25 protein-coding genes and 1 pseudogene are annotated in these 25852 nt (G+C 33.9%); 22 read left to right on the forward strand and 4 right to left on the reverse strand.

Annotated features, from left to right (window positions below):
* Nucleotides 1-154: 154 nt before the first annotated feature.
* From AC5LWL_RS12355 to AC5LWL_RS12395, 9 genes and pseudogenes are all read left to right on the forward strand, one after another.
* Entirely contained in the window at nt 155-1804 is a 1650-nt protein-coding gene (locus AC5LWL_RS12355) for a copper resistance CopC/CopD family protein (RefSeq protein WP_493434575.1), read from the forward strand.
* A 426-nt stretch (nt 1805-2230) separates the two neighbouring features.
* A complete protein-coding gene (locus tag AC5LWL_RS12360; RefSeq protein ID WP_493434576.1) occupies nt 2231-2572 on the forward strand; it encodes a DUF3889 domain-containing protein in 342 nt (113 codons plus the stop codon).
* Between the two features lie 186 nt (nt 2573-2758).
* Nucleotides 2759-3115: an MOSC N-terminal beta barrel domain-containing protein gene (locus tag AC5LWL_RS12365; protein ID WP_493434577.1), complete on the forward strand. Its 357-nt coding sequence runs from the start codon at nt 2759-2761 to the stop codon at nt 3113-3115.
* Nucleotides 3088-3531 (forward strand): MOSC domain-containing protein, encoded by a 444-nt coding sequence (locus AC5LWL_RS12370; RefSeq protein WP_493434578.1) that lies wholly within the window; start codon nt 3088-3090, stop codon nt 3529-3531. The genes AC5LWL_RS12365 and AC5LWL_RS12370 overlap by 28 nt, the downstream gene beginning before the upstream one ends.
* A gap of 34 nt (nt 3532-3565) precedes the next feature.
* Nucleotides 3566-4126, forward strand: coding sequence for a GNAT family N-acetyltransferase (locus tag AC5LWL_RS12375; RefSeq protein WP_493434579.1), 561 nt, complete (start codon nt 3566-3568; stop codon nt 4124-4126).
* Between the two features lie 56 nt (nt 4127-4182).
* Entirely contained in the window at nt 4183-4449 is a 267-nt protein-coding gene (locus AC5LWL_RS12380; protein ID WP_493434580.1) for a hypothetical protein, read from the forward strand.
* 87 nt (nt 4450-4536) lie between these two features.
* On the forward strand, nt 4537-5040 hold the full coding sequence (locus AC5LWL_RS12385; RefSeq protein ID WP_493434581.1) for a CPBP family intramembrane glutamic endopeptidase: 504 nt from the start codon (nt 4537-4539) through the stop codon (nt 5038-5040).
* Nucleotides 5041-5068: 28 nt separating this feature from the next.
* A complete protein-coding gene (locus AC5LWL_RS12390) occupies nt 5069-5584 on the forward strand; it encodes a P-loop NTPase family protein (RefSeq protein ID WP_493434582.1) in 516 nt (171 codons plus the stop codon).
* Between the two features lie 225 nt (nt 5585-5809).
* Nucleotides 5810-6465: pseudogene (locus AC5LWL_RS12395) on the forward strand (HAD hydrolase-like protein).
* A gap of 724 nt (nt 6466-7189) precedes the next feature.
* On the opposite strand, the gene AC5LWL_RS12400 reads toward AC5LWL_RS12395, so the two are convergent.
* Entirely contained in the window at nt 7190-8302 is a 1113-nt protein-coding gene (locus AC5LWL_RS12400; protein ID WP_493432749.1) for an IS110 family RNA-guided transposase, read from the reverse strand.
* A 451-nt stretch (nt 8303-8753) separates the two neighbouring features.
* Between AC5LWL_RS12400 and AC5LWL_RS12405 the strand changes: the two genes are divergently transcribed.
* Nucleotides 8754-8957: a cold-shock protein gene (locus AC5LWL_RS12405; protein WP_493434583.1), complete on the forward strand. Its 204-nt coding sequence runs from the start codon at nt 8754-8756 to the stop codon at nt 8955-8957.
* A 406-nt stretch (nt 8958-9363) separates the two neighbouring features.
* Nucleotides 9364-9534, forward strand: a complete 171-nt coding sequence (locus tag AC5LWL_RS12410; protein WP_493434584.1) for a hypothetical protein — start codon at nt 9364-9366, stop codon at nt 9532-9534.
* A 146-nt stretch (nt 9535-9680) separates the two neighbouring features.
* Here AC5LWL_RS12410 and AC5LWL_RS12415 read toward each other — a convergent pair whose 3' ends face one another.
* The gene (locus AC5LWL_RS12415) at nt 9681-10109 is read right to left on the reverse strand and encodes a VanZ family protein (RefSeq protein ID WP_493434585.1); all 429 of its coding nucleotides are present in this window, start codon (nt 10107-10109) and stop codon (nt 9681-9683) included.
* A 533-nt stretch (nt 10110-10642) separates the two neighbouring features.
* On the opposite strand from AC5LWL_RS12415, the gene AC5LWL_RS12420 reads away from it, so the two are divergent.
* Both AC5LWL_RS12420 and AC5LWL_RS12425 read left to right on the forward strand, forming a co-directional pair.
* A complete protein-coding gene (locus AC5LWL_RS12420) occupies nt 10643-11080 on the forward strand; it encodes a MarR family winged helix-turn-helix transcriptional regulator (protein WP_493434586.1) in 438 nt (145 codons plus the stop codon).
* Nucleotides 11073-12266, forward strand: a complete 1194-nt coding sequence (locus tag AC5LWL_RS12425; RefSeq protein WP_493434587.1) for an MFS transporter — start codon at nt 11073-11075, stop codon at nt 12264-12266. The genes AC5LWL_RS12420 and AC5LWL_RS12425 overlap by 8 nt, the downstream gene beginning before the upstream one ends.
* A 193-nt stretch (nt 12267-12459) precedes the next feature.
* On the opposite strand, the gene AC5LWL_RS12430 is transcribed toward AC5LWL_RS12425, so the two are convergent.
* The gene (locus AC5LWL_RS12430) at nt 12460-15681 is read right to left on the reverse strand and encodes a S8 family peptidase (RefSeq protein ID WP_493434588.1); all 3222 of its coding nucleotides are present in this window, start codon (nt 15679-15681) and stop codon (nt 12460-12462) included.
* Nucleotides 15682-15969: 288 nt separating this feature from the next.
* Between AC5LWL_RS12430 and AC5LWL_RS12435 the strand changes: the two genes are divergently transcribed.
* The 7 genes from AC5LWL_RS12435 to AC5LWL_RS12465 all read left to right on the forward strand — a co-directional run bounded on the left by AC5LWL_RS12435 (nt 15970) and on the right by AC5LWL_RS12465 (nt 22721).
* Entirely contained in the window at nt 15970-16350 is a 381-nt protein-coding gene (locus AC5LWL_RS12435; RefSeq protein WP_493434589.1) for a GntR family transcriptional regulator, read from the forward strand.
* Nucleotides 16351-17253: an ABC transporter ATP-binding protein gene (locus AC5LWL_RS12440; RefSeq protein WP_493434590.1), complete on the forward strand. Its 903-nt coding sequence runs from the start codon at nt 16351-16353 to the stop codon at nt 17251-17253.
* Nucleotides 17225-19192: a DUF6449 domain-containing protein gene (locus tag AC5LWL_RS12445; protein WP_493434591.1), complete on the forward strand. Its 1968-nt coding sequence runs from the start codon at nt 17225-17227 to the stop codon at nt 19190-19192. The genes AC5LWL_RS12440 and AC5LWL_RS12445 overlap by 29 nt, the downstream gene beginning before the upstream one ends.
* Nucleotides 19193-19216: 24 nt before the next feature.
* A complete protein-coding gene (locus tag AC5LWL_RS12450) occupies nt 19217-19492 on the forward strand; it encodes a hypothetical protein (protein ID WP_493434592.1) in 276 nt (91 codons plus the stop codon).
* A gap of 354 nt (nt 19493-19846) precedes the next feature.
* Nucleotides 19847-20806 carry a mannose-6-phosphate isomerase, class I gene (manA, locus tag AC5LWL_RS12455; RefSeq protein ID WP_493434593.1) on the forward strand — a complete coding sequence of 320 codons (960 nt, stop codon included), beginning with the start codon at nt 19847-19849 and terminating at the stop codon, nt 20804-20806.
* Between the two features lie 347 nt (nt 20807-21153).
* Nucleotides 21154-21423: a YesK family protein gene (locus AC5LWL_RS12460; RefSeq protein ID WP_493434594.1), complete on the forward strand. Its 270-nt coding sequence runs from the start codon at nt 21154-21156 to the stop codon at nt 21421-21423.
* Nucleotides 21424-21737: 314 nt separating this feature from the next.
* On the forward strand, nt 21738-22721 hold the full coding sequence (locus AC5LWL_RS12465) for a glycerophosphodiester phosphodiesterase family protein (protein WP_493434595.1): 984 nt from the start codon (nt 21738-21740) through the stop codon (nt 22719-22721).
* Nucleotides 22722-23112: 391 nt separating this feature from the next.
* Here the strand turns inward: AC5LWL_RS12465 and AC5LWL_RS12470 are convergent, their stop codons facing one another.
* Nucleotides 23113-23907 (reverse strand): histidinol-phosphatase HisJ family protein, encoded by a 795-nt coding sequence (locus AC5LWL_RS12470; protein ID WP_493434596.1) that lies wholly within the window; start codon nt 23905-23907, stop codon nt 23113-23115.
* Nucleotides 23908-24123: 216 nt separating this feature from the next.
* On the opposite strand from AC5LWL_RS12470, the gene AC5LWL_RS12475 reads away from it, so the two are divergent.
* Together AC5LWL_RS12475 and AC5LWL_RS12480 are read left to right on the forward strand one after the other, a co-directional pair.
* On the forward strand, nt 24124-24912 hold the full coding sequence (locus tag AC5LWL_RS12475) for an alpha/beta hydrolase (RefSeq protein WP_493434597.1): 789 nt from the start codon (nt 24124-24126) through the stop codon (nt 24910-24912).
* 169 nt (nt 24913-25081) lie between these two features.
* On the forward strand, nt 25082-25843 hold the full coding sequence (locus AC5LWL_RS12480) for a DeoR/GlpR family DNA-binding transcription regulator (protein ID WP_493434598.1): 762 nt from the start codon (nt 25082-25084) through the stop codon (nt 25841-25843).
* Nucleotides 25844-25852 lie beyond the last annotated feature (9 nt).

Genomic DNA, 25852 nt, shown 5'->3' on the forward strand with positions numbered 1-25852 from the left:
TGGGAAAGCGCATGAAATGACAATTTAATACAAGTTGAAAAATCTGTTTGTTTTACGGGTAGCAAACAATGCATTATAATAATGCTTGATTGTTTAAAGATTTATTACAGATTACATAGACGATATTAAGATATACAGGTGGTGTGACAAGGAAATGAAAAGAAAAAGTTTTGGATATACAATGGTTTTGTTTATGATTGCATTCTTCCTATTTCAAGGGACTGTATCAGCACATGCATACATAACGAAAGCGAGTCCAGCAGAAGGGGAAAGTGTGGAATCTCCACCAAAAGAGGTGACAATTGAATTTAATGAAAAGATTCAATCAGGTTTTACGAATATAACTGTCCTTAATTCTTCTGGAAAAAGGGTAGACAAAAAGAATGTGGCAATTGATAAACAAACAGGGAAGATTGTTTCGGTGGAATTGGAAAATGATTTGCCTAATGATGTGTATAGCATCGAATGGAGAGTATTGTCAGCAGATGGTCATTCGGTATCAGGAATAATACCTTTTAGCATTGGTGATCCTCCAAAAGGTGTGACTCTTTCTTCCAAACAATATACGGTTGATAAAAGTACAACCATTTCTGTAGCAATCAATAAAGTTCTTCTTTATACTGGTTTTTGTTTATATATGGGGATTTTATTATTTTATACGGTCTGGTTCCGAGGGAGAATATCGGAAAAATTACGCGCTAAAACGCAAAAAACAACTCTTTTTGCATTAGGTTGTATGATTATTAGCATTGGCTCTTTTCTTATTATTCAAACGGAAACGAATGCAGGAATTAGTTTTTTTCAAAGCATGCGTCCAGTTTATTGGATGGAAACATTAAAAAATACAAAAGAAGGTTTCATTTGGATTATTCAAGTTGTCCTTCTAATTATCGTCTTAGGTGCACAGCATATACTGCATACTAAAAATCTTTATACGAAAAAGGTTGCCTGGATTCTCCCCGCAGCTGCTTTTTTAGGCTTAATGGCTGGAAAAGCATTTATTGGTCATCCATCAAGCTCACCATATAATACGGCTGCTATTCTATTGGACTTTTTGCATCTAGTTGGTGCATCAGTTTGGCTAGGTGGAATAATGGTCATTGTTCTCCTGCTGCCCAGCGGGGTGTTCGCAAAGCAAGGGGAAAAACATGATATATATTGGCGTACTGTTCAAAATTATTCCCATTGGGCACTGTTTTCAGTTGCGCTATTAGCATTGTCAGGAGCTATTAATGCATCGTTATTAATACCTGACTTCCATTCATTGGTTTCAACAAGCTATGGAATCATTTTATTAGTTAAACTAGCTCTTGTTTTGTTTATGCTATTATTTGGTTGTTATCATCTTATTAGCAGAACGTTATTGTCCAGGAAAAAATTCTATAAAAAATCGGTCATAATAGAAATGAGCTTGGGCCTTCTTATTTTATTATTAACAGGTTTTTTTACACAAATTCAAACACCCGTTTTACCAATAGATAAACCATTTTATGGAGAAGAAGAGGCCTTTTATAATGTTCATGTAAGTCTTGCTGTTACACCTAAAAAAACGGGAGTACAAAACGAGTTTGAAGTTCTTGTTTTTAATGATGATCATAACCCTGTTGATCAAGTAGAGCAGCTGTCCATCAACTTAACGCAATCTGGTCAAGTTCATATATTTACATTAAATAAAACAGAAGAAGGCAAATATACAGCAGAAAATCTTTTGCTAAACCAGCCAGGAAAATGGGAGGCAGTTGTTCATCTTTTAACGAAAGATCTAGATAGTTATGATATTCCGTTTTCGTTCCAAGTCAGGTAATAATCTAATGAATAAAATGAATAATAAATAGTTTTTAATCCTTTCATAGGGCGTTTGAATCACCTTATGAAAGGAGAATTTTTAAAGATTACGTGAAATTATTCCGTTTTTATGGTAAAGTAACAAAAGAAATAGTGGAGAAAGAAAATAAATATTTCTCGGGAAAGCGCAGGATTAGACATTTTTATTTCCTTAACAGTCGTTAATTGTCTGAATTTATAAAAAATAATCGAAAAATGTTGAATAAACGATATAGCACTTGCTAATAAAGGGTGGAATGAACAGTATTTGCTGTGATTTCCCCCTTTTTTAATGAAAAAGAAGAGGCCAGAACTTATTGTTTAATGTGTGTAGTATGGGAAATGCAAAGAAATATGCTATACATAATTTTTTTGAAGCTGCTTATACTACAAAGGAAGAAAGGAGATGAGCGGATTGAACAAACAAAAAAAGTCTTTTATCAGTATCGTTCTTTTAAGTTTTTTCCTCCTATCGAGCGCAATACCTGCCTCAGCAACGAATAATGGTTTTCCTTCTTATGTAAAATGGGGAAAAATCGCAATGACTAAAACAAAAGAAAAATATCCTGGCAGTGAAATAATTGATTATTTGCATGTCGGCAAAGAACAAAAAAATAATACTTCTATTGAAAAATTTAAATTAATTGTTAAAAATGAAAACAAAGAAATAGGGGTACTGGTTAATTTAACATTTGATACTAGAACAGAACGATTATTGTCTGTGAATATGACTGAAGCAAAACCGTAAAATGGCGCTATTGCCATCATATATGGAAGGAAAGACTGAAAAATTTCGGGTCTTTCCTTTTTTATTTCCTATTATAAAGTGAATAGATTGGTATTTAATGTTAAAATAAAGACGTTGTTAGCTAATAGCCTGGCTCCACGTAGACTCCTACGGAAATGCGAGAAAGTCGAGGAGAAAGCAGGAGCTATGCCAAAAACGGCAAAACAAATTATCGAGGTGAACAAATTGAAAATTGGAGAGATTAAAAAATTGGTACGTCATCCCGTTAAATCTTTTACAGGAGAAAGTGTATCTTCTGCACAAATAATGAGATATGGATTGTATGGAGATAGAAGTCATGGTTTTAAAGATAAAAGCAACAAAAATAAATATTTGACGATTACCCAATATCCAAAGATGGTGACATATAGTGCCAAATTTTTGGGAGAGGATAATTTGCAGAAGTATCCACCCATGAAATTACGAATGCAAAAGGGGAGAAATTTCAATGGGGAGATGCAAGGCTGCTGGAAGAATTGGAATTTCATACAAAAAGGAAATTAGAAATAAATCAACATACCCCGGAGTTTGTGCCTATTCCAGCAATAGAAATAGATCATGTTTTACTGATAACAGAGAATTCATTGCAGGAATTGGAAGAAATTTGGGGAGAAACGATTGATGAAAGAAGATTTAGAGGAAATATCGTTTTTACAATCGCTGATGATGTCCCTTTTACAGAAGAAATGCTGATTGGCCAAAAATTAAAGATAGGAAATAACGTTGTTTTACAAGTGAATGAGTATTGCAAAAGATGCATGATCATTACTGTTAATCCAAAAACAGGAGAAAAACAGCCTTCTTTATTAAAAAAAATAGCAAAAGAACGGAATAATCATTTTGGAATATATGCATCAGTTGTAAAAACGGGAAAAATCAATGTGGGAGATTCAATTGAAATAGAAAGTAATAAAGAATGAATAGTGACTGAACGCAAAGAGGAGGAAAGATTGCATGTTTCCTAGTATAGAGACAGAAAGATTAGTATTAAGGAAACTAACAAAAGCAGATGCAGAAGGGATTTTTGCTTGTTTTTCCAATGAAGAAGTTATTCGTTATTATGGGCAACAACCATTGGAAATGCTAGAACAAGCGGAAGGGTTTGTCGATTTTTTCACAAAAAACTATCACGAAAAAAGAGGCATACGTTGGGGAATAGAACAAAAAGGGAAAAAAGGTATCATTGGCACAATTGGTTTTCATTCGTGGCTGCCCAAACATCAACGAGCAGAAATTGGCTATGAACTGCATCCAGACTATTGGAGAAAAGGGTATGCGGTAGAAGCGATAACAAGAATAATTTCCTATGGTTTTAAGGAAATGGATTTAACTCGCATCGGTGCGGTTGTATTCTTAGAAAACAAAGCTTCAAATCAACTACTAGCAAAGCTTGGCTTTCAGCAAGAAGGTATTTTAAGAGAATATATGTACCAAAACGGTGTAGCATATGATACAAATATTTATTCTCTTCTCAAAGATGACAAAAAAGCAAATGATTTAAGCGTTCATTTATAGGAAGATACTAAAAAAATTTATAGATTAATAGCTGAAAATTATTTCCAGGAGGAAAGATGGAAACACAATATTTTAAAAATATAAAAATAAGGTGGCTAGTAGTTTGGTTGCTTTTTTCGTTTTTTGCATTATGCAGCTTTGCGATTGTAAATGGGGAAAGAATAAATGAACATATTCTTGATAGCATTATTGCAATCGGATTATATGTAACCATCTTCGTTTGGCTTTTTGTGTCCTTTCGAAATAAAGGAATCAATTTAAAAAGATTATTAATAGGTAAAGCGAAAAATAATATTACGTGGGCATACTTTATATTTTTATAGTTCTTGTTATTGACCGTGTCAATTGGGATTTTATTATTATTAATTTCAAGTGTATTTCTATTAAACAGCCAGTTGTTGGATGAATTTTTGAAATTTTCCGAAGGTCCTGAAGTAAAACTAACATTCATTCCGATTACATTATTTGTCTCTATTATAGTAGCACCGATTGTAGAAGAGTTATTATTTCGAGGCTACTTATTGAATAAATGGGGAGAAAGATTAGGTGCCAAAAAATCTATATTCCTTACATCCTTCCTATTTGCGGTTCTACATATAGGCAGTACATTTATCGTTCAATTTGTATTTGGAATCTTATGTTGTTTAGTTTATATGAAAACAAAAAATCTCCTTGTTCCTATTGTATTACATATGTTAAATAATTGTATTAGTAGAGTAGGCGCCTATATAATCGAATCGAAAAATAAAGGAAGCTTAGCTAACATAGATGTTCAAACGGTGATGGAACAAACGAAAATAATGGGATTTATAGGACTAGCAGTGTCAATTATTTTGTTACCTCTTCTTATTATGCTGCTTTGCAGGCTTTATCAAAAAACAGATAAACAAGTTCCATATCTTTCAAATACTTGATCGTAATTACATAACAGTGGTGATTTAAGTGAAAGAAACTCCAAATAAAATTCATATAATTGGTTCAGTCGGCAGCGGAAAGACAACATTAGCTAAATTATTATCTATTAAGTTGAACATTCCTTATTATGAATTGGATAATATTGTTTGGAAACGACATCCAGCGGGTGATACCAGAAGAACGGAAGAAGAGAGAGAACAATGTCTTTATCCGATACTACAAAATGAAAAATGGATTATAGAAGGCGCACATTATCAAGAATGGATAACGAGCAGTTTACATCAGGCAGAATGCATCATTTTCTTAGATCCAAATTATGCAGTGAGAACCTACCGAATAATCAAACGATTTATTTGGCAAAAGATAGGCTGGGAAAAATCCCACTATAAACCTACCGTACCTATCTTTCTAAAAATGTTTGTATGGAATAGAAACTTTGAAGAAGCAGGGAAACCAATGCTTTTTGATACATATGGAAAGCTGTATGAAAACAAATTAGTAGTTATAAAAAATAAACGGGAAATGAAAAAACTACTGCAATAACTTAAAGGAAACAAACTATCTAAAGGGGAAATTATATGGCGATAGCAGTGATTTTTGATATGGACGGTACAATATTTCAAACGGACAAAATTTTAGAATTATCTCTACAACTACGTGTTTAAAAAGGAGGATAAAAAGGACCGAGAAGTTCGAGGCGGCTTCACTTTGAGCATCGGAACGTATGGTAGTAATACGTGAGAAGCGGAAAAGTAAGTCAACGAAGAAATTCGATGTGTCATTTTTACCGGACTTTTTGAACAACCTTTACAAGAAACATTTCATTATTTAAGAACGATCAATTTATGGAAAAAGAAACACCGATTGAACAATATCGTGAAATTATGGGTGTTCCCTTATCAGTAGTATGGGAAACATTATTGCCAAATCATTCAGAAGCTATTAGACATGAAGCGAATCAAAGATTTCACGAACATTTGATTGGTAATATTCAAGCAGGCAATGGAGCATTATATCCATATGTGAAAGAATTATTTCATTACTTAAAAGAGAATAATGTTCCCATCTTTATTGCAAGTAATGGCCAAATAGAATATCTACAAGCGATTGTAAATTATTATCATTTGGAACGCTGGGTGACAGAGACATTCAGTATTCAACAAATTCAAACGCAAAATAAAGCAGATCTAGTACATAAAATCTCAACAAAATACAGGATAAAGAAAGGAGCTGTTATTGGCGACAGACTATCAGATATTAACGCAGCTAAAAATAATGGTTTAATGGCTATCGGCTGCAATTTTGATTTTGCACAAGAAGAAGAACTTTCACAAGCAGATATCGTCATAAATAGCTTTAGGGAATTGCAAAATATTCTAGTTGAAATGAAAAATAGCAATGGTGAAGTTAACTCTTTTCTGTAAAGATAAACGGCTGGGAATGAGCAAAGGGGAGAGAAATGTTAACGATTTATTTAATTAGACATGGGGAAACAACTAAAGCTTAGTTTTAAAAATAGGAAAAACAACAGAAAAATGAAGAGTATTCTCCTTTGATGAGGAATTGCTTTCCGTTCCGGGTTGCTTCGCTTTCCGCGGGGCGGGCGGTGAGCCTCCTGATATGAACGAAACTGTCAAGTCTCCCACTCTCCACTACTAGATAGGTTATTTTTGGGTAACTTTAAGAAGAGAAGCGATTTTAGGCTTCTTGACTGTTCGTGTATCGATGAGCCTTAGTGGCTACAAGTTTCCTTTTTTAGCTTACCAACCGAACTTCCTATCTTAGAATGGCTGTCAAGTGCTTTCCTTGACTGCCATTCTAAGATAGGAGATACTTTTTTAAGCTAAAGAAGAAATCGTGATATACTTATACTTCCTCCTTTCTGATTGATTAGAATAGATAGTAAGGACACGGCACGAAGGCAAAAATTTCATCCTGCGGTTAGCATTCTGATATTCGTGGGTTTTCACATTTTATCTTTCCGTATAAAGGTCTTTCCACTAACTCGGGACGTGCGTTAATCAACGAATGATATAGCACAGAGGAGGCACGTGGGTTATCCTTTCCGGTATTTCTCTTTGCCTTCGAGCCCTATTCTCATGTATCTATTTTTCTTTCTCTTCCTCTACTTTCTTTCGTTTGGTAACATTAATGTTTTGGAATTTCTTCTACTTCTTGCGTAATAGCCCAGATAAAGCCAGCTAATTCTCTAGCAACGGCAACAATTGCTTTATTACTTTCTTTTCCTCTAGATACTAATCGATAATATTTTTTATGCAGACGATTTTGCGCTTTCCAGGATATTGCTTGAATAGACGGTGATAAAGGTTCTAGTCGTTTTTTTAAATTTCCTTTTACGGCCGGCTGACGAAGATAACTCCAAGCCGACTCGATTAACAATCGGCGAACGTGACGATTTCCTGATTTGGTAATAGCTCCTTGTCGACGTCTTTCTCCACTTGAGAATTCACTTGGAATCAATCCTACATAAGCCATCATTTGCTTAGGATTTGGGAAACGTTTAAACGATCCAATTTCCGCCGCAAGACTTGTCGCTGTAACCAGTGCAACGCCTCTTAGTCCTTGTAAAGTTTGAATAATAGGGGCATGAACTCCTTCCAATGCCTGTATTTGCATTTCCTCTTCGAATCTTTTTACCCGCTGTTCCAACTCCTTTAATTGATGATAATATTCTTGAAAAACTAATTGTAAATTGGAATTGGAAAACTTTAACGTATCTAGCCAATCTCGATATTTTCTTGTCCATTTATTCACTCCAACAGGTGGATAAATATTATTCCGTAATAAAAACTTACTTAAACGATGCTTGGTTCTCAGCTCGTCTTCTTTCGCATCTTCTCGTGCTCGCACTAGATCTCGAAGTGCTTCATCTTCTGGAGTCGGAACATAAACAGAAGTTAATTCTCCTGCACGATATAACTGGGCAAGACGAATAGAGTCTCTACGGTCTGTTTTAATACGTTCTCCCGGTCTTTGTGGTATTAAAGATGGAGCAATCACTTCACAATGAATACCTAAAGCAGTTAGTAATCGATATAATGGATATCCCGTTGGACCCGCTTCATAACAAACTCTTAAAGTACTTGGCTCTCCTAGTTTTTTCATTAACTTTTTAATCGCTTCAGGTGTATGAACAATCATTCCATAATATCTTGGTTCTTCTCTACCTTCTTCTGCAATAGCAACGGCAATTTTTTCTTTTGATACGTCTAAACCTACAAATTTTGTGGTATCCTTCATAATAGAACTAGCTCCTTCCGTAATGTAGCACTGATTTGGTTTTTTTGTTTTTAGTTCATAAACATTATTGCCAAATTAACCTACGAAATTACGAGTATGGGGCTAGTTTCGTTCATTATAACTCGACGCAAGCGTCTGCGGGGTCTCACCTGTCCCGCTATCTCCCGCAGGAGTCTTCGCACCCTCCACTACAAGCAACTTGTTTCATGAGCAACGTATATGCTGACTGAGGACTAATTAGAGAAGTAGAACTTTTCTAATTAGCATTATTTAAACAGTCCGTCTAAAAAAAATACAAATCTGTATTTGCTATATTCGAATCTATGTGTTATGATGAAGTTAATTATTTTTGTTCGTTGTAACGTTGAGAGAAGAGAAATTCATCTTAAGATAGTATAGTTGGGCAGGGGTAGTAATATAAGTGGAGTAATCCACACAGGAGGCAACACAAATGGAACAAGGTACAGTAAAATGGTTTAACGCAGACAAAGGTTTTGGTTTTATCGAAGTTGAAGGTGGAGAAGATGTATTCGTACATTTCAGCTCAATTCAAGGTGAAGGCTTTAAATCTTTAGAAGAAGGTCAAAAAGTGACTTTTGATATCGAACAAGGTCAACGTGGAGCACAAGCTGCTAACGTTAACAAAGTAGCATAATTGAAATGATAAAAAAAGACTCCACATCGGAGTCTTTTTTTACTCATGCTTCCATTAGTCAGCAAAATATATATTATATCTAATAAGCGAAGATTGGGAATTTAGAATGAGTTGTTTTAATAATCACTCATTCCAAGATGTTGTTGTTAAAGTTTACTTGAAAATAGAAACGCCCCTTCACATAAAGGACCCCCATTGAACCCCTTGTTATCGATATAATAGAAAAATCAGACAAAAAAGTCTGTTTTTTTTTGGATAAAACGAACGCTACAAGGTTTAAACTATTAACATACTCAGGAAATATGTGAATAAACAAAACATCTTCCATATCGGAAAGATGTCTCCTTTGTAACAATAAGAAAAACGAAACGGTCGAATATTTCTGAAACTAGAGAGGAAGAGCGCTATGGCCCAAAATGTTTTCATTAATGGTGAAGTAGTAAATATAAAAGAATCGAATGAAGTAGTGACGATTTTAAAGTATCAATATGTAAAAAATATGAAAAGATACTCTTATACAGTCGATAAATATCCAAATACTTTTTTCTTTGAGGAAGAATTAAAGAAATCAGAATAATAATTATTTATGCATAAGTGTACGAAGATATGAACTGAATTTGTCGCTTCTTATCAGAGGGGACGAAGTACATAGTATAAATGGTTCTACGTTGAACAAAGAGCAGGATCGAAACGATCCTGCTCTTTGTTTTACGTGTACAAGCATTATACTCTTCTAAAAAGAGTCGAATAAACAGCATAAACACAATATCCTAGTCCACCGCCGATAGCATTTAGAAGTGTATCATTAATATCACAAACTCCTATATAAAAAAACAACTGGAGAAGTTCAATAGAACAAGATAAGAGAAAAGAAAGGATAACGATTTTAATAAATGATTGTTTTTTTGATAGAAATGGAATAAAAAATCCCATTGGCATAAATGCAAGAATATTCCCAAATAAATTATTTGTTAACACGCTTAAATGGAATGCGTCTATTGAATTCCATTCATCAACTAGTTCTTTAAAAGGAATAAAATTATAGGATAATTGTCCATGTACTGTTTGTCGATAAGCTGAAAAAAACAATAAATAAATCAGCAGAAAAAGATACAAGGAAAACATGATCCAAATACTTGATTTTTTAAGCATAAAGTTACGTTCACTCCATTTTTTTACATAATTCTAGCTAAATAGATCAAACTTCGCATCTTCAAATTCGTTTGTACATCTTGATAGGACTCGGGTTTAGAAGAACAAAATGTGAAGCTAGTCTAGCGCAAGCAGCTAGCTCTTGTGAGTATTGCCTCATGCCTCTAAAAGTAAAAAGTACTTTCCAGAGTCATGTGAACGTTTTTCTTCGGAGCTGAGCAAGGCGCCCTGGGATTTGCTCAATGCTCTAAACCAAGTTACAGCAATACATGAAGAGGCATTTATAACTGCGAAGTTTGATAAATAACAAAAAAATAGTTTCTATTATCATAGTATATTTTTTTCAAAAAGAGAAATGGAAAGATGGTGATTGGCATTCGAAAATAATTAGACCTTGCGAATGGAGCATTTTATCTGATATAGTTACTTAGGTAATTAATTATCGTGCGACCGTAATTAATAGTACTAAACATTTTTTTAGTTACCTAGATAACTAATGTTAATGCAGGCTGATAAAAACAGAGGTGCATAAAATGGAGGATTTACATAGTTTGTTTCATGGTTTACACCAACTTTCTCGTGAGCTGACAAAAGGGTTGAATGAAGTACTGCTTCCTTTTGAATTGTATAGTTCACAATGGTCGGTTATTTATGTCTTAAAAAAGAATGGCCCACTTACACAAAAGGAATTGGCTGATTATTTAGCAATAGAAGCGCCTCCTATGACAAGAACGATTCAAAAACTAGTAACAAATGGTTATGTTTCGCAAGTGAAAGGAGAAGATAAACGAACAAAATATATTATGTTAACAGAAAAAGCTTTCGTATTATACCCGCAATGGGAAGCGGCAGTTTTACAAATGAATCAGCAATTGCTTAACGGTTTTCCAAAATCCTCACAAGATAAACTAACTAGTTTAATAAAAGAGTGGAAGGCGCAATTGGCAAATAGGGGGAAAGAAATTGAGTAAGGAAGCTTTATGGACAAAAGATTTTATCGGCATCTGGATTAGCAACTTTTTTTTATTTTTAACATTTTATTATTTATTAGTATCATTGCCTATTTATGCAATTCAGCATTTACATGGACAGCAGGCTAGTGCAGGATTAATTGTTACTGTCTTTTTGATCTCTGCAATTATCATAAGGCCATTAGCAGGAAACATGATGCAAAGGTTCGGAAAGAAATTTCTTTTTCTTTTGTCGCTTAGTATTTTTTTAGGTGTGTCCTTCTTTTATTTTATCCCACATTCCACAGGAGAGTTATTGATCGTTCGAGCTTTTCATGGAATTGGCTTTGGAATGGCAACAACTGCGACTGGAACGATTGTGGCAGATTTAATCCCAAACTCTAGAAGAGGAGAGGGAATGGGTTATTATTCGATGTCTTTAAATTTAGCCATGGTAATTGGTCCGTTTTTAGGATTAACAGCAGTCCACTCTTGGAGCATTAGCAGGATGTTTTTATTAGCAAGTATATTTGCGCTGCTTTCTTTAATAATGGGAATAGGCATCAAACTCCCAGCTTCTCAAAACAAGCCATTATCACCTTTAACAAAACGAAAGAAAACCTTTCAATGGTCCAATATTTTAGAGCCATCAGCTATCCGCATCAGTATCGTTGCTGCTTTTTTTGGGATTGTTTATTCAACGATTTTATCATTTGTGTCCGTTTTTGCGAATGAACAGGGGCTGTCTTCTGTTTCTGGCTATTTTTTCGTTGTATATGCAGTTATTATGCTGCTTGCCCGTCCGTTTGCAGGACAATGGTTTGATCGATATGGAGCTAATATTATTATTTATCCATGTATTTTGCTTTTTTCAATAGGTATGTTTGTACTAAGTGGTATGCATACAGCCGTTATCTTTTTATTCGCAGCAGGATTGATTGGTTTAGGATATGGAAGTCTTTTTCCAAGTTTTCAAACGATTGCTGTGCAGTCAGCACAACCAGAGCGAAGAGGATTGGCAACTGCTACTTTTTTATCTTTGTTTGATACAGGGATTGGCCTTGGATCCTTTTTTGCTGGGGTTATCGGTGAACTAATTGGTTTTCGTGCTCTTTATTTATATAGCAGCTTGTATATTTTAATCTGCTTAGCCATTTATTATTTTTTGCATGGAAAATCAGCAAAAGGAATGTTTGGGAAAGCTTAAACATAGTTAAGTGATAATAGAAAAGCTATGTTCCGTATAAATGGTTGTAAAAAACGAAATGTAAGAAAATAACAATCGAAAAAAGGGGCTATCCGCTATTGGATGCCCCTTTTATGTTATGAATAATGTTAAATCCACATGCTTGATTTTTAACAGATTGGTCCTTTAGGAGAAGCAACCTTTTCTAGAGAAATCATTTCGCTTTTGTTACGGTTTTGTCTGTTTTATTGCTTGTATTTCCTGCTTTATCTTTGGCGGTAATAGAAAGTACTGTTTTTGCTTGTTGTTTTTTAATTTTTACAGAAAAAGTACCTTTGCTGTTTGCTTTTCCTGTTGCAATGGTTTTGCCATTTACTTTAATTGTTATGGCGGCATTTGCTTCTGTACTTCCTTTTACAGCAGTAGTTTTTGTCGTAATTGTATTTACTTTAGGTGCTGCAGGAGCTGTTTTATCCAGAACGGTCACTTCTTTTGCTTTACTACTATTTCCCGCTTTATCTTTAGCGGTAACCGTAAGTTTTGTTCCTGCTTGTTGTTTTTTTACTTTTATAGAGTAGACGCCTTTACTGCTGCTTTTTCCGCTTGCAACAGTAGTTTTGCCGTTATTAATGGTTATTGTAGAGTTTGCTTCTGCTTTTCCAGTAATAGTTACTGTTTGGTCACTAATGGAGCCACTGATAGAAGGTGCTGCAGGAGCTGTTCTATCTAAAACGGTAACAGTAGCAGTTTTACTCGTATTTTTGGCATTATCTGTCGCTGTTACAGATAACTTAACGCCTGCTTTTTGCTTGCTAATGTTAACAGCATAGACGCCATTAATAGTTGCAGTCGCTTTTCCAATTGACTTTCCATTCACTTTTACTGTTATAGCAGAAAATTCTTCTGCTTTACCCGTAACTTTTGCATCTTTATCAGATACTGCGTTTACTTTTGGAGCGCTTGGTGCTTTTGTATCCTTTTTAACTGTCATTCGAAGTGTTGCATTTGCCTCTACTCCGTTTATAGTGTTTTTAAAGTTTGCATAAAAAATACTGTCTACTTTTTGCAAAGGAATTTCTATTCTAAAGTTTCCATTCTTGTCAGCAATGCCTGTATACGTTTTGTTATTGATCGTAATGGCAACTTCTGTACCGCTGAGTGCAGTCCCCTTAATCAATTTGGAACTATTATAGACTGTGTTTATTTTTGCCTGCAATTCTAATAGACTTACGGCACTAAAAGCATTCAATCTTCCCCAGCCTGAGACAAGATCATAACCAGGTGCTAATTTTTTTGGTAAAAGCTCCGGATATTCCTCTTTTAATTCATCTGGATATTCTTCAACTACCGTATTATCTGTTTCAGTAAATGCGATATTTTTTGTAGTTTCGGTTAATACTTTTTCCACTTCCACTGGTTTAAGGCTTGGATTAAGTGATAATAATAATCCTGCAACTGCTGCAACATGTGGTGCCGCCATAGATGTTCCGCTCATATAGGTGACATTTCCGTTAGGTACTAAACTTGGAATATTCGTTCCTGGAGCCACTAAATCAAGGCCTTCTCCATAATTAGAGTAATCAGAAACAAGATCCAGGTCGTTGGATGCCCCTACAGAAGTGGTATATTTTGATGATGCTGGATACGAGAGAATCTCAGAGCCGTCATTGCCGCTTGCTGCGATAACCGTAACATTTTTGCTGTATGCATATTGAAGCATATATTCTAAAGTTCTGCTGTATGAACCGCCTAGGCTTAAATTGATTACTTTTGCCCCTTGATCAACAGCATATTTAATGCCTTTTGCTATTTGTTCTGTATCACCAGAACCAGAAGCATCTAATACTTTCACAGGAAGGATTTTTGCCGAACCGTTTATCCCTGCCATTGAATAATGATTATCTATCCCAGATGCAATGATACCTGAAACATGGGTTCCATGACCATTATCATCTGTTGCATCTGTTGAACTATCCACATAATTTTTTCCAATATCTGCTCTTACACTATCTTTTAAATCGGCTAAGCTGCTATCTACACCTGTATCAACTACTGCAATAAGTGTTTCTTGCGGCTTATTTGCCTTCATTAGTTGGTGCAGTGATTCAAATTGAATATCGGAGCCGGGTGTTCCTTCTGTTTGACCACTATTGCTTAAAGACCATTGGTAGTTATTAGAAACGTCATTTGTACTATTTAATATTTTATATTCTTGTATTTGCTCCACAAATTCAACATCAGAAGCAGATTGGATACTTGTTAACAAACTGCTTTTTTGTTTTGTTGAAAATTTATTTACATCATGTTGTAAATCGACAATAAATAAATTATCTGCAATTTTATCTGTTTGATCCAGTGTTTCGATGCCTTCAACATTTAATGCTTTTGTATTCTTCTTAAAACTAGCTAAACTTTTAGAAGATTTAAGCTTAACGATATATTTGCTGTCATCGTCTTTATTTGAAATTGCAGAGGTAGATGCACCCAATTTAGTGAAAACGGATGCAAGTGTTTTATCTTCCAGGTTGGCAATATTCACTTTTGCTTCAATGCTTTTTATTTGCTCTTGAAGAAAAATTGGTGCTGCATCCATTGTGTATTGATACAAATTTGCAATAGCAGATACATCAGCAGCTGTAAAAGTGTATGTACTGTTTGTTCCGTTCGTTATAAGTTCTTTAAAAATCGGCTTCAGTTGTCTTAAGTCTTTTAATACATTATTTCTAAGCTCTTTGTTCCAAACCATTTTAGCACTTAAAAAAGGTGCTGCTTTGTAATAAAGAGAAGACAATTCTTTACCATTATTTGTTTGAGACAATAAAGAGTCCCGAATTGTACGCAAGTCTTTTAAAATGGATTGACCATCTTTTTTATCATTTGTACTTAGTTCAACTGGACATTCTTCCGCTGATTCTGTTGATGGTGCTAATACGACGCCAGCTGTTTCAATGGTGTAAGAAGTGTTTACTTCTTTGCCAGTTGTCTCTGTATCAGGAAGTGTGCTTGTTCCGTCCGTTACTTCTTCTTCAATCGGATAGTATTCCACTTTTATATAGTACGTATCATTCCATGCTAATGGAAAACTAATAACAGCAGGAGAATCATCATAGCTGTAACGATAGTACTGATCAAATGTTGTTCCAGATTTTGCATTCTCTAAATTAGAATAAACAGATATATTCATTTCTTGTTGTGATCGTAAAGTAAACTGTAAATGCGTGAAGTTTTCAAAGTCTAATGAAGATGGTGTTATTTTATACCAATGAACATTTTCTCCATCTGCAAATTGATTATTTGTTACTTCGCCATTTGCCAGCTCGGCTTTCGTTTCGATTATGTTGTCTGCTGCAAAAACATTTAAGATCCCTATATTGCTAACGATTAAAGCAATCGTTAATAGGACAGTAATAAATGTTCTTATTTTTGTTATTCTCATATTTTTCCCCCTTTATTTATTGAAGAATACAAATCTATTAAAACATAAATTTACAATAAGTGTTAATAATTTCATGTTGAAAATGAAGAAATTCTTCAAATGATCTATTAATTTACAATTAAATAGGTAAAAAGACATATAAAAAAACACTATTATCCTTCTATTTGCTCACTCTTGAAAAAATAAGCATAATTTAGTAAAAAAATCCTTTTTTTTAAAAGTAATTTTCGTTATAATATTAACTGTATTACGAATCATAGTACACTTAATACAGATTGGAGGCTATCAATGTTTGAGCTAGATTTGAGAAGCAGAACCCCTATCTACGAACAGTTAGTGGAAAAATTAATTCAGTTGATTGTTTCTGGATTGCTAATTGCGGATGAACAGCTTCCATCTGTTCGAACACTAGCTGCTCAATTAACGATAAATCCAAATACAATCCAAAAAGCTTATCGAGAATTAGAAAGTCAAGGCTATATTTATTCGATAAAAGGAAAAGGAAGCTTTGTTAACAGCTCGACACAGATGGTAAATGAAAGCAAAAAAATAGAAGCTTTTCGCAAATTAGAGAAGCAGATGAAGGAAGCAATTTATTTAGGGATTACTACAAATGAAATCATGGGGATGCTGCAGAAGCTAACGGAACAGAAAGGGGGAATGGTCTAAATGATTATGTTCCATCAAGTGAATAAAAAAATAGAAAAAGCCACTATTCTTGATGATATTTCGATGACGGTGAATAAGGGTTCTATTTATGGACTTCTTGGTTCGAACGGAGCAGGAAAAACGACTATCTTAAAACTATTGGCAGGCATTTTAAAACAAGACAGTGGCGAGATAACGGTTAATGGAAAAGAAGTTTTTGAGCATATCGACACAAAAAAACAATTATTTTTTCTGCCTGATTACCCTACTTTTTTTCCGCAATACAGTATAAAACAGATGGCGAAGTTTTATAAAGTAACCTATCCAAGCTGGGACGATTCTCTTTATGAAAAACTAGCAGAGATTTTTACACTGGACCCCAATAAAAAAATACATACTTATTCAAAAGGACTCCAGCGCCAGGCCGCCTTTTGGTTTGCATTTGCAGCTTGTCCAGAAGTGCTGATTCTAGATGAGCCTTTTGATGGATTGGATCCTGTCATTCGAACAAAAGTAAAAAATCTCCTTGTGCAGGTGGTAGCAGAGAGGGAAATGACAGTAATTATTTCTTCCCATAACTTACGAGAAGTAGAAGATTTATGCGATCATGTGAGCATTATTCATCAAGGAAAATGTTTGTTAGAGAAAGATATTGATGATTTGAAAGCGGATATACATAAAATTCAAATCGCTTTTAAAAATGGAGCGGAAAAAGTCGCCTTTAATAAGCTGGATGTTTTATCTATAGAACAACGCGGAAGTGTACACACCATGATCATAAAAGGAAATAAAAAGAAAATACTTTCTGTCTTAGAAGAACACCAGCCCATTCTTTTGGATATTCTTCCACTAACATTAGAAGAAATATTTATTTACGAAATGGAGGATCAAAATTATGCAATCGAATCGCTTCTTTTATCATAAGCAATTATCACTGCTTATTTTCCGAAGTGTGGGATGGGTAAGTATTTTATCCTTTTTCATTATCTTTTTTTCGGTTCCTATGCAATTATTGCTTATTAATAAAAAGTTAGAAGAAGATACCTATTATTTTGATCTATATCAGTATTTATTTTCTATTAACAATCCTTTTCAAATGGCCGTGATTATTCTGTTGCCAATATTGCTTGCTATTTTTTTGTTTCGATTTATACAGAATAAGGCATATAGTGATTTAGTACATAGTTTGCCTTTAAGCAGGAAATTTTTATTTCATTATTATAGTATAAACGGACTTATTTTACTTCTTTTTCCTGTCCTGTTAAATGGGCTCTTTTTAAGAATTATTTATCCAATTATTCATTTGGAAAGACTCTTTCCTGTCAGTGAGATTTATTATTGGACAGCAATATTTTGTCTTTTTAGCATTTTATTGTTTGTATCTTGTGTTTTTATTGGCATGTTAACAGGATTATCGATTTTACAAGGAGTCTTTACTTGCTTGTTTTTATTATTTCCAACCTGCATTTTTTTCCTTGTGTGCTACAACTTTCATGATTGGATATATGGGTTTCCAATCGATGATTTGCTTACAAATAAGGCATTGTTTTTATCGCCTATTCTAGTCCCCGCAATAATAGAACATAGGGATGCAGGCTACATTCATTATATTGTTTATAGTATATGCGCAGTTATTCTTTATTTTGGTGCATTTTTTCTCTATCAAAAAAGAAAAGCAGAGTCCATTTCTCAAAGCTTAGCTTTCTTTCAGTTAAAAGGAATATTTAAATATATCTTTACATTTTCTTGTATGCTGATTGGCAGCTTATATGGAGAAGTTGCGGAAATCGGAAAAATAGGTAACGTTATAGGAAGCTTTTTTGGTGCTTTGTTCGGATACTTAGTTGCAGAAATGTTAATTCATAAACAATGGAGAGTATTTTTTACAATAAGAAAGTTTCCTATTTTTATAGGAAGTATCCTACTGCTTATTGCTATTATGATTCCCTTTGTGAAAATGTATGAAGATTCTATACCAAACACTAATGCTGTTCAAAGTGTTTCGGTTTTTGACAATTATATAACACAAGATGTGAGTAATGAACGGATGATGGATTCAAAAGAGAATATTAAGGAAGTAATTCTATTGCATAAGGAATTGGTTGCTCAAAAAAAACAGCAGAGACATAACAATCAGAATTCCTTAATTCGCATTCATTATAAATTAAACAACGGCAAAAAAATATATCGAAATTATCCAGTGAATAGAGATGCCTATGAAAAAAGTTTTAAAGCAATCTATGAATCAAAGGAATTTAAAACACTTAATTCGAAAATTTTTGCCACGAGAAGTGACGAAGTGAATGATATACTTCTTACTTCTATTTATAAAAATGAGTATGTCCGGCTTGGAAATAATCAAGAAATAAAAGAGTTTCTTGCAGCGTTACAACAAGATAAATTGGCAGAAAGCTATGAGAGTATGACAACCTCTTATGCAATGGCATCAAATATTGCGATTTCTTTTAAAAGGAAAAAAGAAGATGATGAAGCTTATACGATTCAGTTAAGCCCTATGTATAAAGAAAGCAGAAAATGGTTAAAGGATAGAGGCTTACTGGAAAAAAGCACAGCGACCTTCCATGATATAAAAGAAATAAAAATAGCAAAAACAAAGGATTTAAAATTAACAGAAAGAACGGAATATGACACGGAGTATGTAGAAAAAATGATGCAGGAAATAGGTCATACTGTAGTTGCGTCAGATAATCAAGATATCCAAAAGATAGTCGATTATACCGCTTATAGAAAAGAAAAATATGCTGTATTAATCACATATAATTTTGCAAAACAGACAGATGTTGCTTATATTTCGGAAAAGAATATCCCTAAAGCATTAAAAAAGAAATTAGAAAAAAATTAAACGTGATGGAAAGGTGGATGTGTAGTGACAAAAGAACAACAATATAAGCAAATCATTACAAGTTACTCACAAAAGCTTTTTCATCTATCTTACTGCATTGTAAAAGATCAGGAATTAGCAGAAATTATCGTTGAAAAATCATTTATCACTGCCTATAAAACGTTTGAAACCACCGAGTTCTCACATTGGGAAAACTATTTATTAAAACTAACAACGAAATCGGCGCTATTATGTAAAAAATCTACAACAGAAGAAAAGAAAAAGCTTTTGGAAAAAAAGAAAGGGAAAAGGGCTGTGTAATATGCCAATATAAAAGAAGAAAAAATGATTATATAAGGAAAGAAAAAATGATAAGAGTGACATAGGGACTTCTTCCTGTTTTTTCTTCATAAAAAATAAACTCGTCTGAGATGGACGAGTTTTTATATTGGAGAATGATAGGTATATTATCGAGGTTAATTAAATTAATCGATTAAGCATTAATTATTTAGAAGGTCTTCCTCAATAAGGAACCTTCATTAAATAATAAATAGGCTAGAGAAAAATCGATCACAAAGCCTTTCAGAATAATCTTTCAGAAAATGAAAATCCTTACAATTGAAAATGGACTTATGGTAGAATGGTAGTATCTAGAAGTCAAAGGAGTTTATCATAATGAGCCAACAGCCTATTTTTTTTGATCCAATTTTTCAAGAAAGAATTTGGGGAGGGACGGAGCTTCGTAATTTCGGCTATACGATTCCTTCCGATATAACAGGAGAGTGCTGGGCTTTTGCTGCACATCCAAATGGTCAGAGTGTGGTGAAAAATGGAGAATGGAAAGGGAAAACATTAGGTTATTTATGGGATAATCATCGTGAATTATTTTCTAATTTAAAAGGAGATCGTTTCCCCCTGTTAACGAAGATTTTAGATGCAAACCAAGATTTATCGGTCCAAGTTCACCCAAATGATGAATATGCAAGGCTTTATGAAAATGGAGAACTTGGAAAAACAGAATGCTGGTATATTGTTGATTGCAAAGACGGTACAGAGATTATTTTTGGACATGAAGCTTGCTCTAAAGAAGAATTGCAATCCATGATTGCTGAAAACCGCTGGAACGATTTACTGAAAAAAGTACCTGTAAAAAAAGGCGATTTCTTTTTTGTCCCAAGCGGAACCATTCATGCGATTGGCGAGGGAATCATTATTTTAGAAACCCAACAAAATTCAGATACGACTTACCGAGTATATGATTATGATCGATTAGACGATTCAGGGAACAAAAGACAATTACATATTAAGCAATCGATCAACGTTACCACTATCCCTCATCAAGTAGAAAAGCAAGAAATAAAAGTTGACCAAAAACCTGGGATTAAAACGACTAAATTTGTAGACTGCGAATACTTTTCAGTAGAAAAATGGGAATTAAGCGGAGAAAGCAACCATAAACAATCAAAACCATTTCTATTATGCAGTGTGTTGGAAGGGGAAGGAAATATAAAGGTTGATTCCAATGAATTTGCATTTAAAAAAGGCGATCACTTTATGCTTCCAAGTTCCATATCTGACTTTACACTATCAGGAAACAGCGAACTTATTATATCTTATGTACCAGATAACAATTAATAGAGAAACGAGAAGATCTGCTCTTTAGGTGAGGGGATCTTTTTTGTGGATCTTTTTTAAATAAGTCCATTTCAATATCTTTGCCAAATAAACTTTTAATTAGTGAATTGGGTCTAAGTTTAAAGTAGAATGTAGACCGGTATTAAAAAACTGAAGTAACTTCATTTAAATTAAATAGAAAGGATTATCCCCTAAAGTTACAATCCCTAATTTCCTTACCTTCTCAATAATAGCTCTTCCCTGTATGTCATGAATTATTTTATCTTAACTTCCCCCCATGCATTTACTTATTTTGGTATAATATATTTTCAATACTTACCTTTTTTAAAACAGAGGAGGAAATACCAATGATGTTCATCCCTTTAATTGTAGGTATCGTAGTCGGAATCATGATTTTACTAGTAGCAATTTCTATCAGAAAGAAAAATAAGCCTGCTTTCGCACGAATACCTGGCTATATTGGCATTGTAACAGCAATCGTACTATGGTACATAGGCTATGTTGAGGTAAGAGGATTTGAAGGAGCTGCTTACTTACTGCTTGCTGTTCCAATTTTTATACTTGCCATTATTTCTCTCTTTGGTAAAAATCCAAAAAACAATTCCTATCAATTTTGATAGGAATTGTTTTTTGTTAGTACTTGCAAGAATCTTAAAAGGAAACATAGCTAATACTAACAAATTTTCTGTGTATTTCTTCAAAAAGATTAGTGTTATTTACATAATAAGGATATAGATTCATGGCAATGTCTAGGTATTATTGATATTAGTTACGAAATATTTTCTATTCCTCTCGCTTTTTATCAAAGTACCAGCCCTTAATTACCAACCATATCCATTGCTAAATAATAAGATAGGTTGTAACATTTACCAGTATTTAAATGATGAGCATTTTTTCAAGCATTTCAACCAATATTTATGAGGTGAATACAATGAACAAACGAAAAAGGTTACATAAACATAAAAAGATTTGGATAATTGTTATCCTACTCGTTTTTGTATATGTAAATAACAGTTCTTTTTTTGCTAAGAGGAAAGATGGGACTCCTTTTCTTCTTGCTCACCGAGGACTTTCGCAAACATTTAGCATGGAAGGGATTGAGGGTGATACATGTACAGCAGAACGTATAAATAAACCGGAACACGCTTATTTAGAAAATACAATTCCATCTATGGAAGCGGCATTTAAAGCTGGTGCTGATCTAGTCGAGTTTGATGTTCAGCCAACTAAAGATAATAATTTTGTTGTTTTTCATGACTGGACTCTTGATTGCCGTACTAATGGTAAAGGCGTTACAAGAGATTTTACAACAAAAGAATTACAAGCGCTTGATATAGGATACGGTTATACAGCTGATGGGGGGAAAACATTTCCATTTCGTGGTAAAGGGATAAATCATATGCCAACACTTGATGAAGTACTTAACCATTTTCCAGATCGTTCTTTTCTTATTCATATTAAAAGTGATGATGAAAATGAAGGGATCCAATTGGCTGCCCACCTCAAGAAACTACCAGCGAAACGCCTTGATCAACTAACTGTATATGGTGGTGATACACCAATTGCTGCGATTAAAGAGCGAATCCCTAGTTTACGAATAATGTCAAAAGCAACCATGAAAAAAGATCTTCTTACTTATATGGCGTTAGGGTGGACTGGCTACATGCCCTCAGGTCTGAAGCATGGAGAGTTACATATACCAGATAAAGTAGCTCCTTGGCTCTGGGGATGGCCAAATCGTTTTCTTAATCGAATGGACAAAGCTGATACTCGAGTTATCGTTGTAGGAGGAAATGGGCTTGGATTTTCAAGTGGATTTGACACATCTGAAGACATAAAACGCCTTCCTGACGATTATACAGGTGGAATTTGGACAAATCGCATTGATAAAATAGCACCTTTATTTAAGAAATAAAGATTGATATAACAATCAATTTTAATTTTTTTCATCTGTTTAACCGTTGCCACTTAAAAAGAGAACTTATTAATAATGTTGAAGTTTTCTATACTAAAAAACACCCTCTAATTTCCTAAACATTATGGAAATCAGAGGGTGTTTTTGAATGAATGGATCTTATGCTCCGAGGAGGCTCAAGCGTAGCCCCATGGAAAGCGAAGTGTATTCCGGCTGCGGACTCATTAAGAGAGCTAAATCCTCTTTTCAAAGTTGCTTAATAAAACATGTACAAATGGAACAGAATTTTTCAAAAAAAGCTTCATTTGAACAAGCTAACAAAATTCTAATGATTATCATTCATTAAACATGTCATCGCAGCTACTTAGATAAGAAAGCCGCTCAGCATTATTTATACCAATTTTACAGCATGTGGTTTTCTTTTTTCATATGTATACAAATGTGTAAACCCGCACTCTTTTGCTAAGGTACAAGCCTCTTCAAAATGTGCCCCGACTGTCTCAACAAAATGGGAATCAGAACCGATTGTCAGCAGCTCTCCGCCTAGTTGTCGGTATAAGATTAAAATATCCTTAGAAGGAAGGCTCTCATTAAGATCCGTTCGCCATCCAGAAGTATTAATTTCTAATCCGATGCCTCGCTCAATCGCAATCGTTAAAATATCTGTAATGATTGGCTTATACTTTTCAAACGAATAAAATCCAACTGTTTTAAAAGCATATCGTTTCATTAAATCAAAATGGGCAATAATATCAATATCTGCTGATTGAACCATTTGCTTTAACTCCAAGAAATAGTGTTCATATATATCGTTGTCAGGGAAAGCATTCATATATTTCCTCAATGTGTATTCCTCGATATTATGAACAGATCCAAGAATAAAATCTAAAGGGATAGGAGATAATGCTTGCTGGTACTCTTTTCTCATCAAATGAGGTTCACATAATTCAATGCCGATTTTAATTTTTAGTTGATCGCCGAATTTATGCTGACAATTAAGGATCGATGCTACATATTTTTCCCAATTCATAAAACCATAGGTAGGAACATTTGGATTAACGGAAAAATGCTCTGTGAAGCATATTTCTTTAACACCTATTTTTATAGCGTTCTCACCTATTTTTGTCATATCAGCTTTAGAGTCAAAAGAGTGATTCGTATGATGATGGTAATCTGTATAATACATCTTTTTCATCCTTTACTTTTTTTCTATTATTTCATAAATAGCAAAAGAAGTCAGGTAAAATACAAACTTTACTTTGACAAGTAAGGAAAAGGTACCATATAATAAAACTATTACAAACAGTTGGCAAAATTATTTGTTTAAAACTTAGTAAACAGGTAGGAATAGTTATTTTAAATAGATTAGATGTTAATCGTTTCGTTTTAGGAGGTTAAATAAATGTTTACAACAATAAATTGGCAATCAGAGCAGCTCGCGTTATCGATTGATTATCCGCAAGATTTTAATAAAAAAAATAAGTATGAAGCTGTTATTATTTGTCATGGTTTAATCGGCAGCAGAATAGGAGTGGATCGATTATTTGTTAAAGCTGGCCAGTATTTAACAAAAGAAGATTATATTGTCTTTCGCTTCGACTATAGCGGCTGTGGGGAAAGCAGTGGGGTTTATGGAAACTATAGTATGCCTGAATTGCTGGATCAAACAAAGACGATAGTGGATTACGTTGCTTCCTTAAACTATGTGCAAACAATCAATTTAATTGGACATAGCCTTGGCGGAGCGGTTTCAGCTTTAACAGCTGCAAAAGATAAAAGAATAAATAAATTAATTCAATGGGCTGCTGTTGGGGAACCTCATAAGGATCTTGTAGCAATTTTTGGTGAAGACAAAATGAACTTGTTAAGAAATCGTCCATACATTGATTTTTACGGATATACATTTACCGAGTATTACTTTCAATACATGAAAGATTTTCACCCATTAATAGAATGTTCTCATTTTCCAGGCGATGTATTGCTTTTACACGGAACAGATGATAAGGATATTCCTTATAAATATATTTATGAGTATGAGAAAAATTATTTGCGCAGAAAAAGCGGAAATGTTGAAACATACACGATAAATAATGGGGATCATACTTTTTCGTCTGAAGCTGCCTTTACCGAATTAATAAACCTTACAGTCGATTGGCTGTTAAAAGTAAAAACGGATGTTTCTGTCTCGTAAGGATATCTCTACATGCTTATTACCTTTTATAAAGAAAGGGTAATAAGCATTTTTTTGTGAAAAATATAAGTGATAATAATTATTTTGCTTAAAAAAACTTAATTTAGGTAGAAATACAACACAAAACGACTTATAATAACTTATATATAATAATATAAAGGAGCAGCATATGTCACAAGAAGAAAGATTATTGCTTATTCTGCAGCATTTAACAGATTATAAACGAATAACAGTTGAGGACATTTGTGCGAGCTATGATGTTTCTCGAGATACTGCCCGAAGAGACTTGGTAAAGTTGGAAGAACAACAGAAAATTATTCGTACAAGAGGGGGAGCGATTCTCCCAAGCGTTCATAAACGAGTGCATAATTATCATCATCGATTGCAATTTGTTTCAGATGAAAAGCGAAAGATGGGCAAATTGGCTGCTGCCTTAATACAGGATAATGATCATATTATTTTAGATACTTCAACGACAGTGCAGGCGATGGGCGAGTACATTAATCAAGAATGTACAGTTATTACCAATTCCATTCATGTAGCAGAAATTTTGTCTGAAAAGGAACAGGCAAACATACATTTACTTGGAGGCATTTTGCACAAAGAACATCGTTACCTTTACGGACATTCTGTTATTGAAAAATTAGATTATTACACAGTCGATAAAGTATTTATAGGAATAGTAGGGATTTCTGAAAAAGGGTTGACTATTGTGGACGAAGAGGATGGTGCTGTTAAAAGGAAAATGATGCAGCAGGCTAAACAAGTGATTGTGTTAGCTGATCACAGTAAAATTGGCATTACTGAGTTTTATCAATTTGCAAAGCTGGATGAAATTGATTTAGTTATTACAGATAAAGAACCGAATCAAGCGTTTATTCAATTATTAACCGAACATAATGTGGAGCTTTTAGTTGTAGATTCTAAATAAGGTGGGACC

Source organism: Niallia sp. WK069_GA_01 (genome assembly GCF_983173855.1).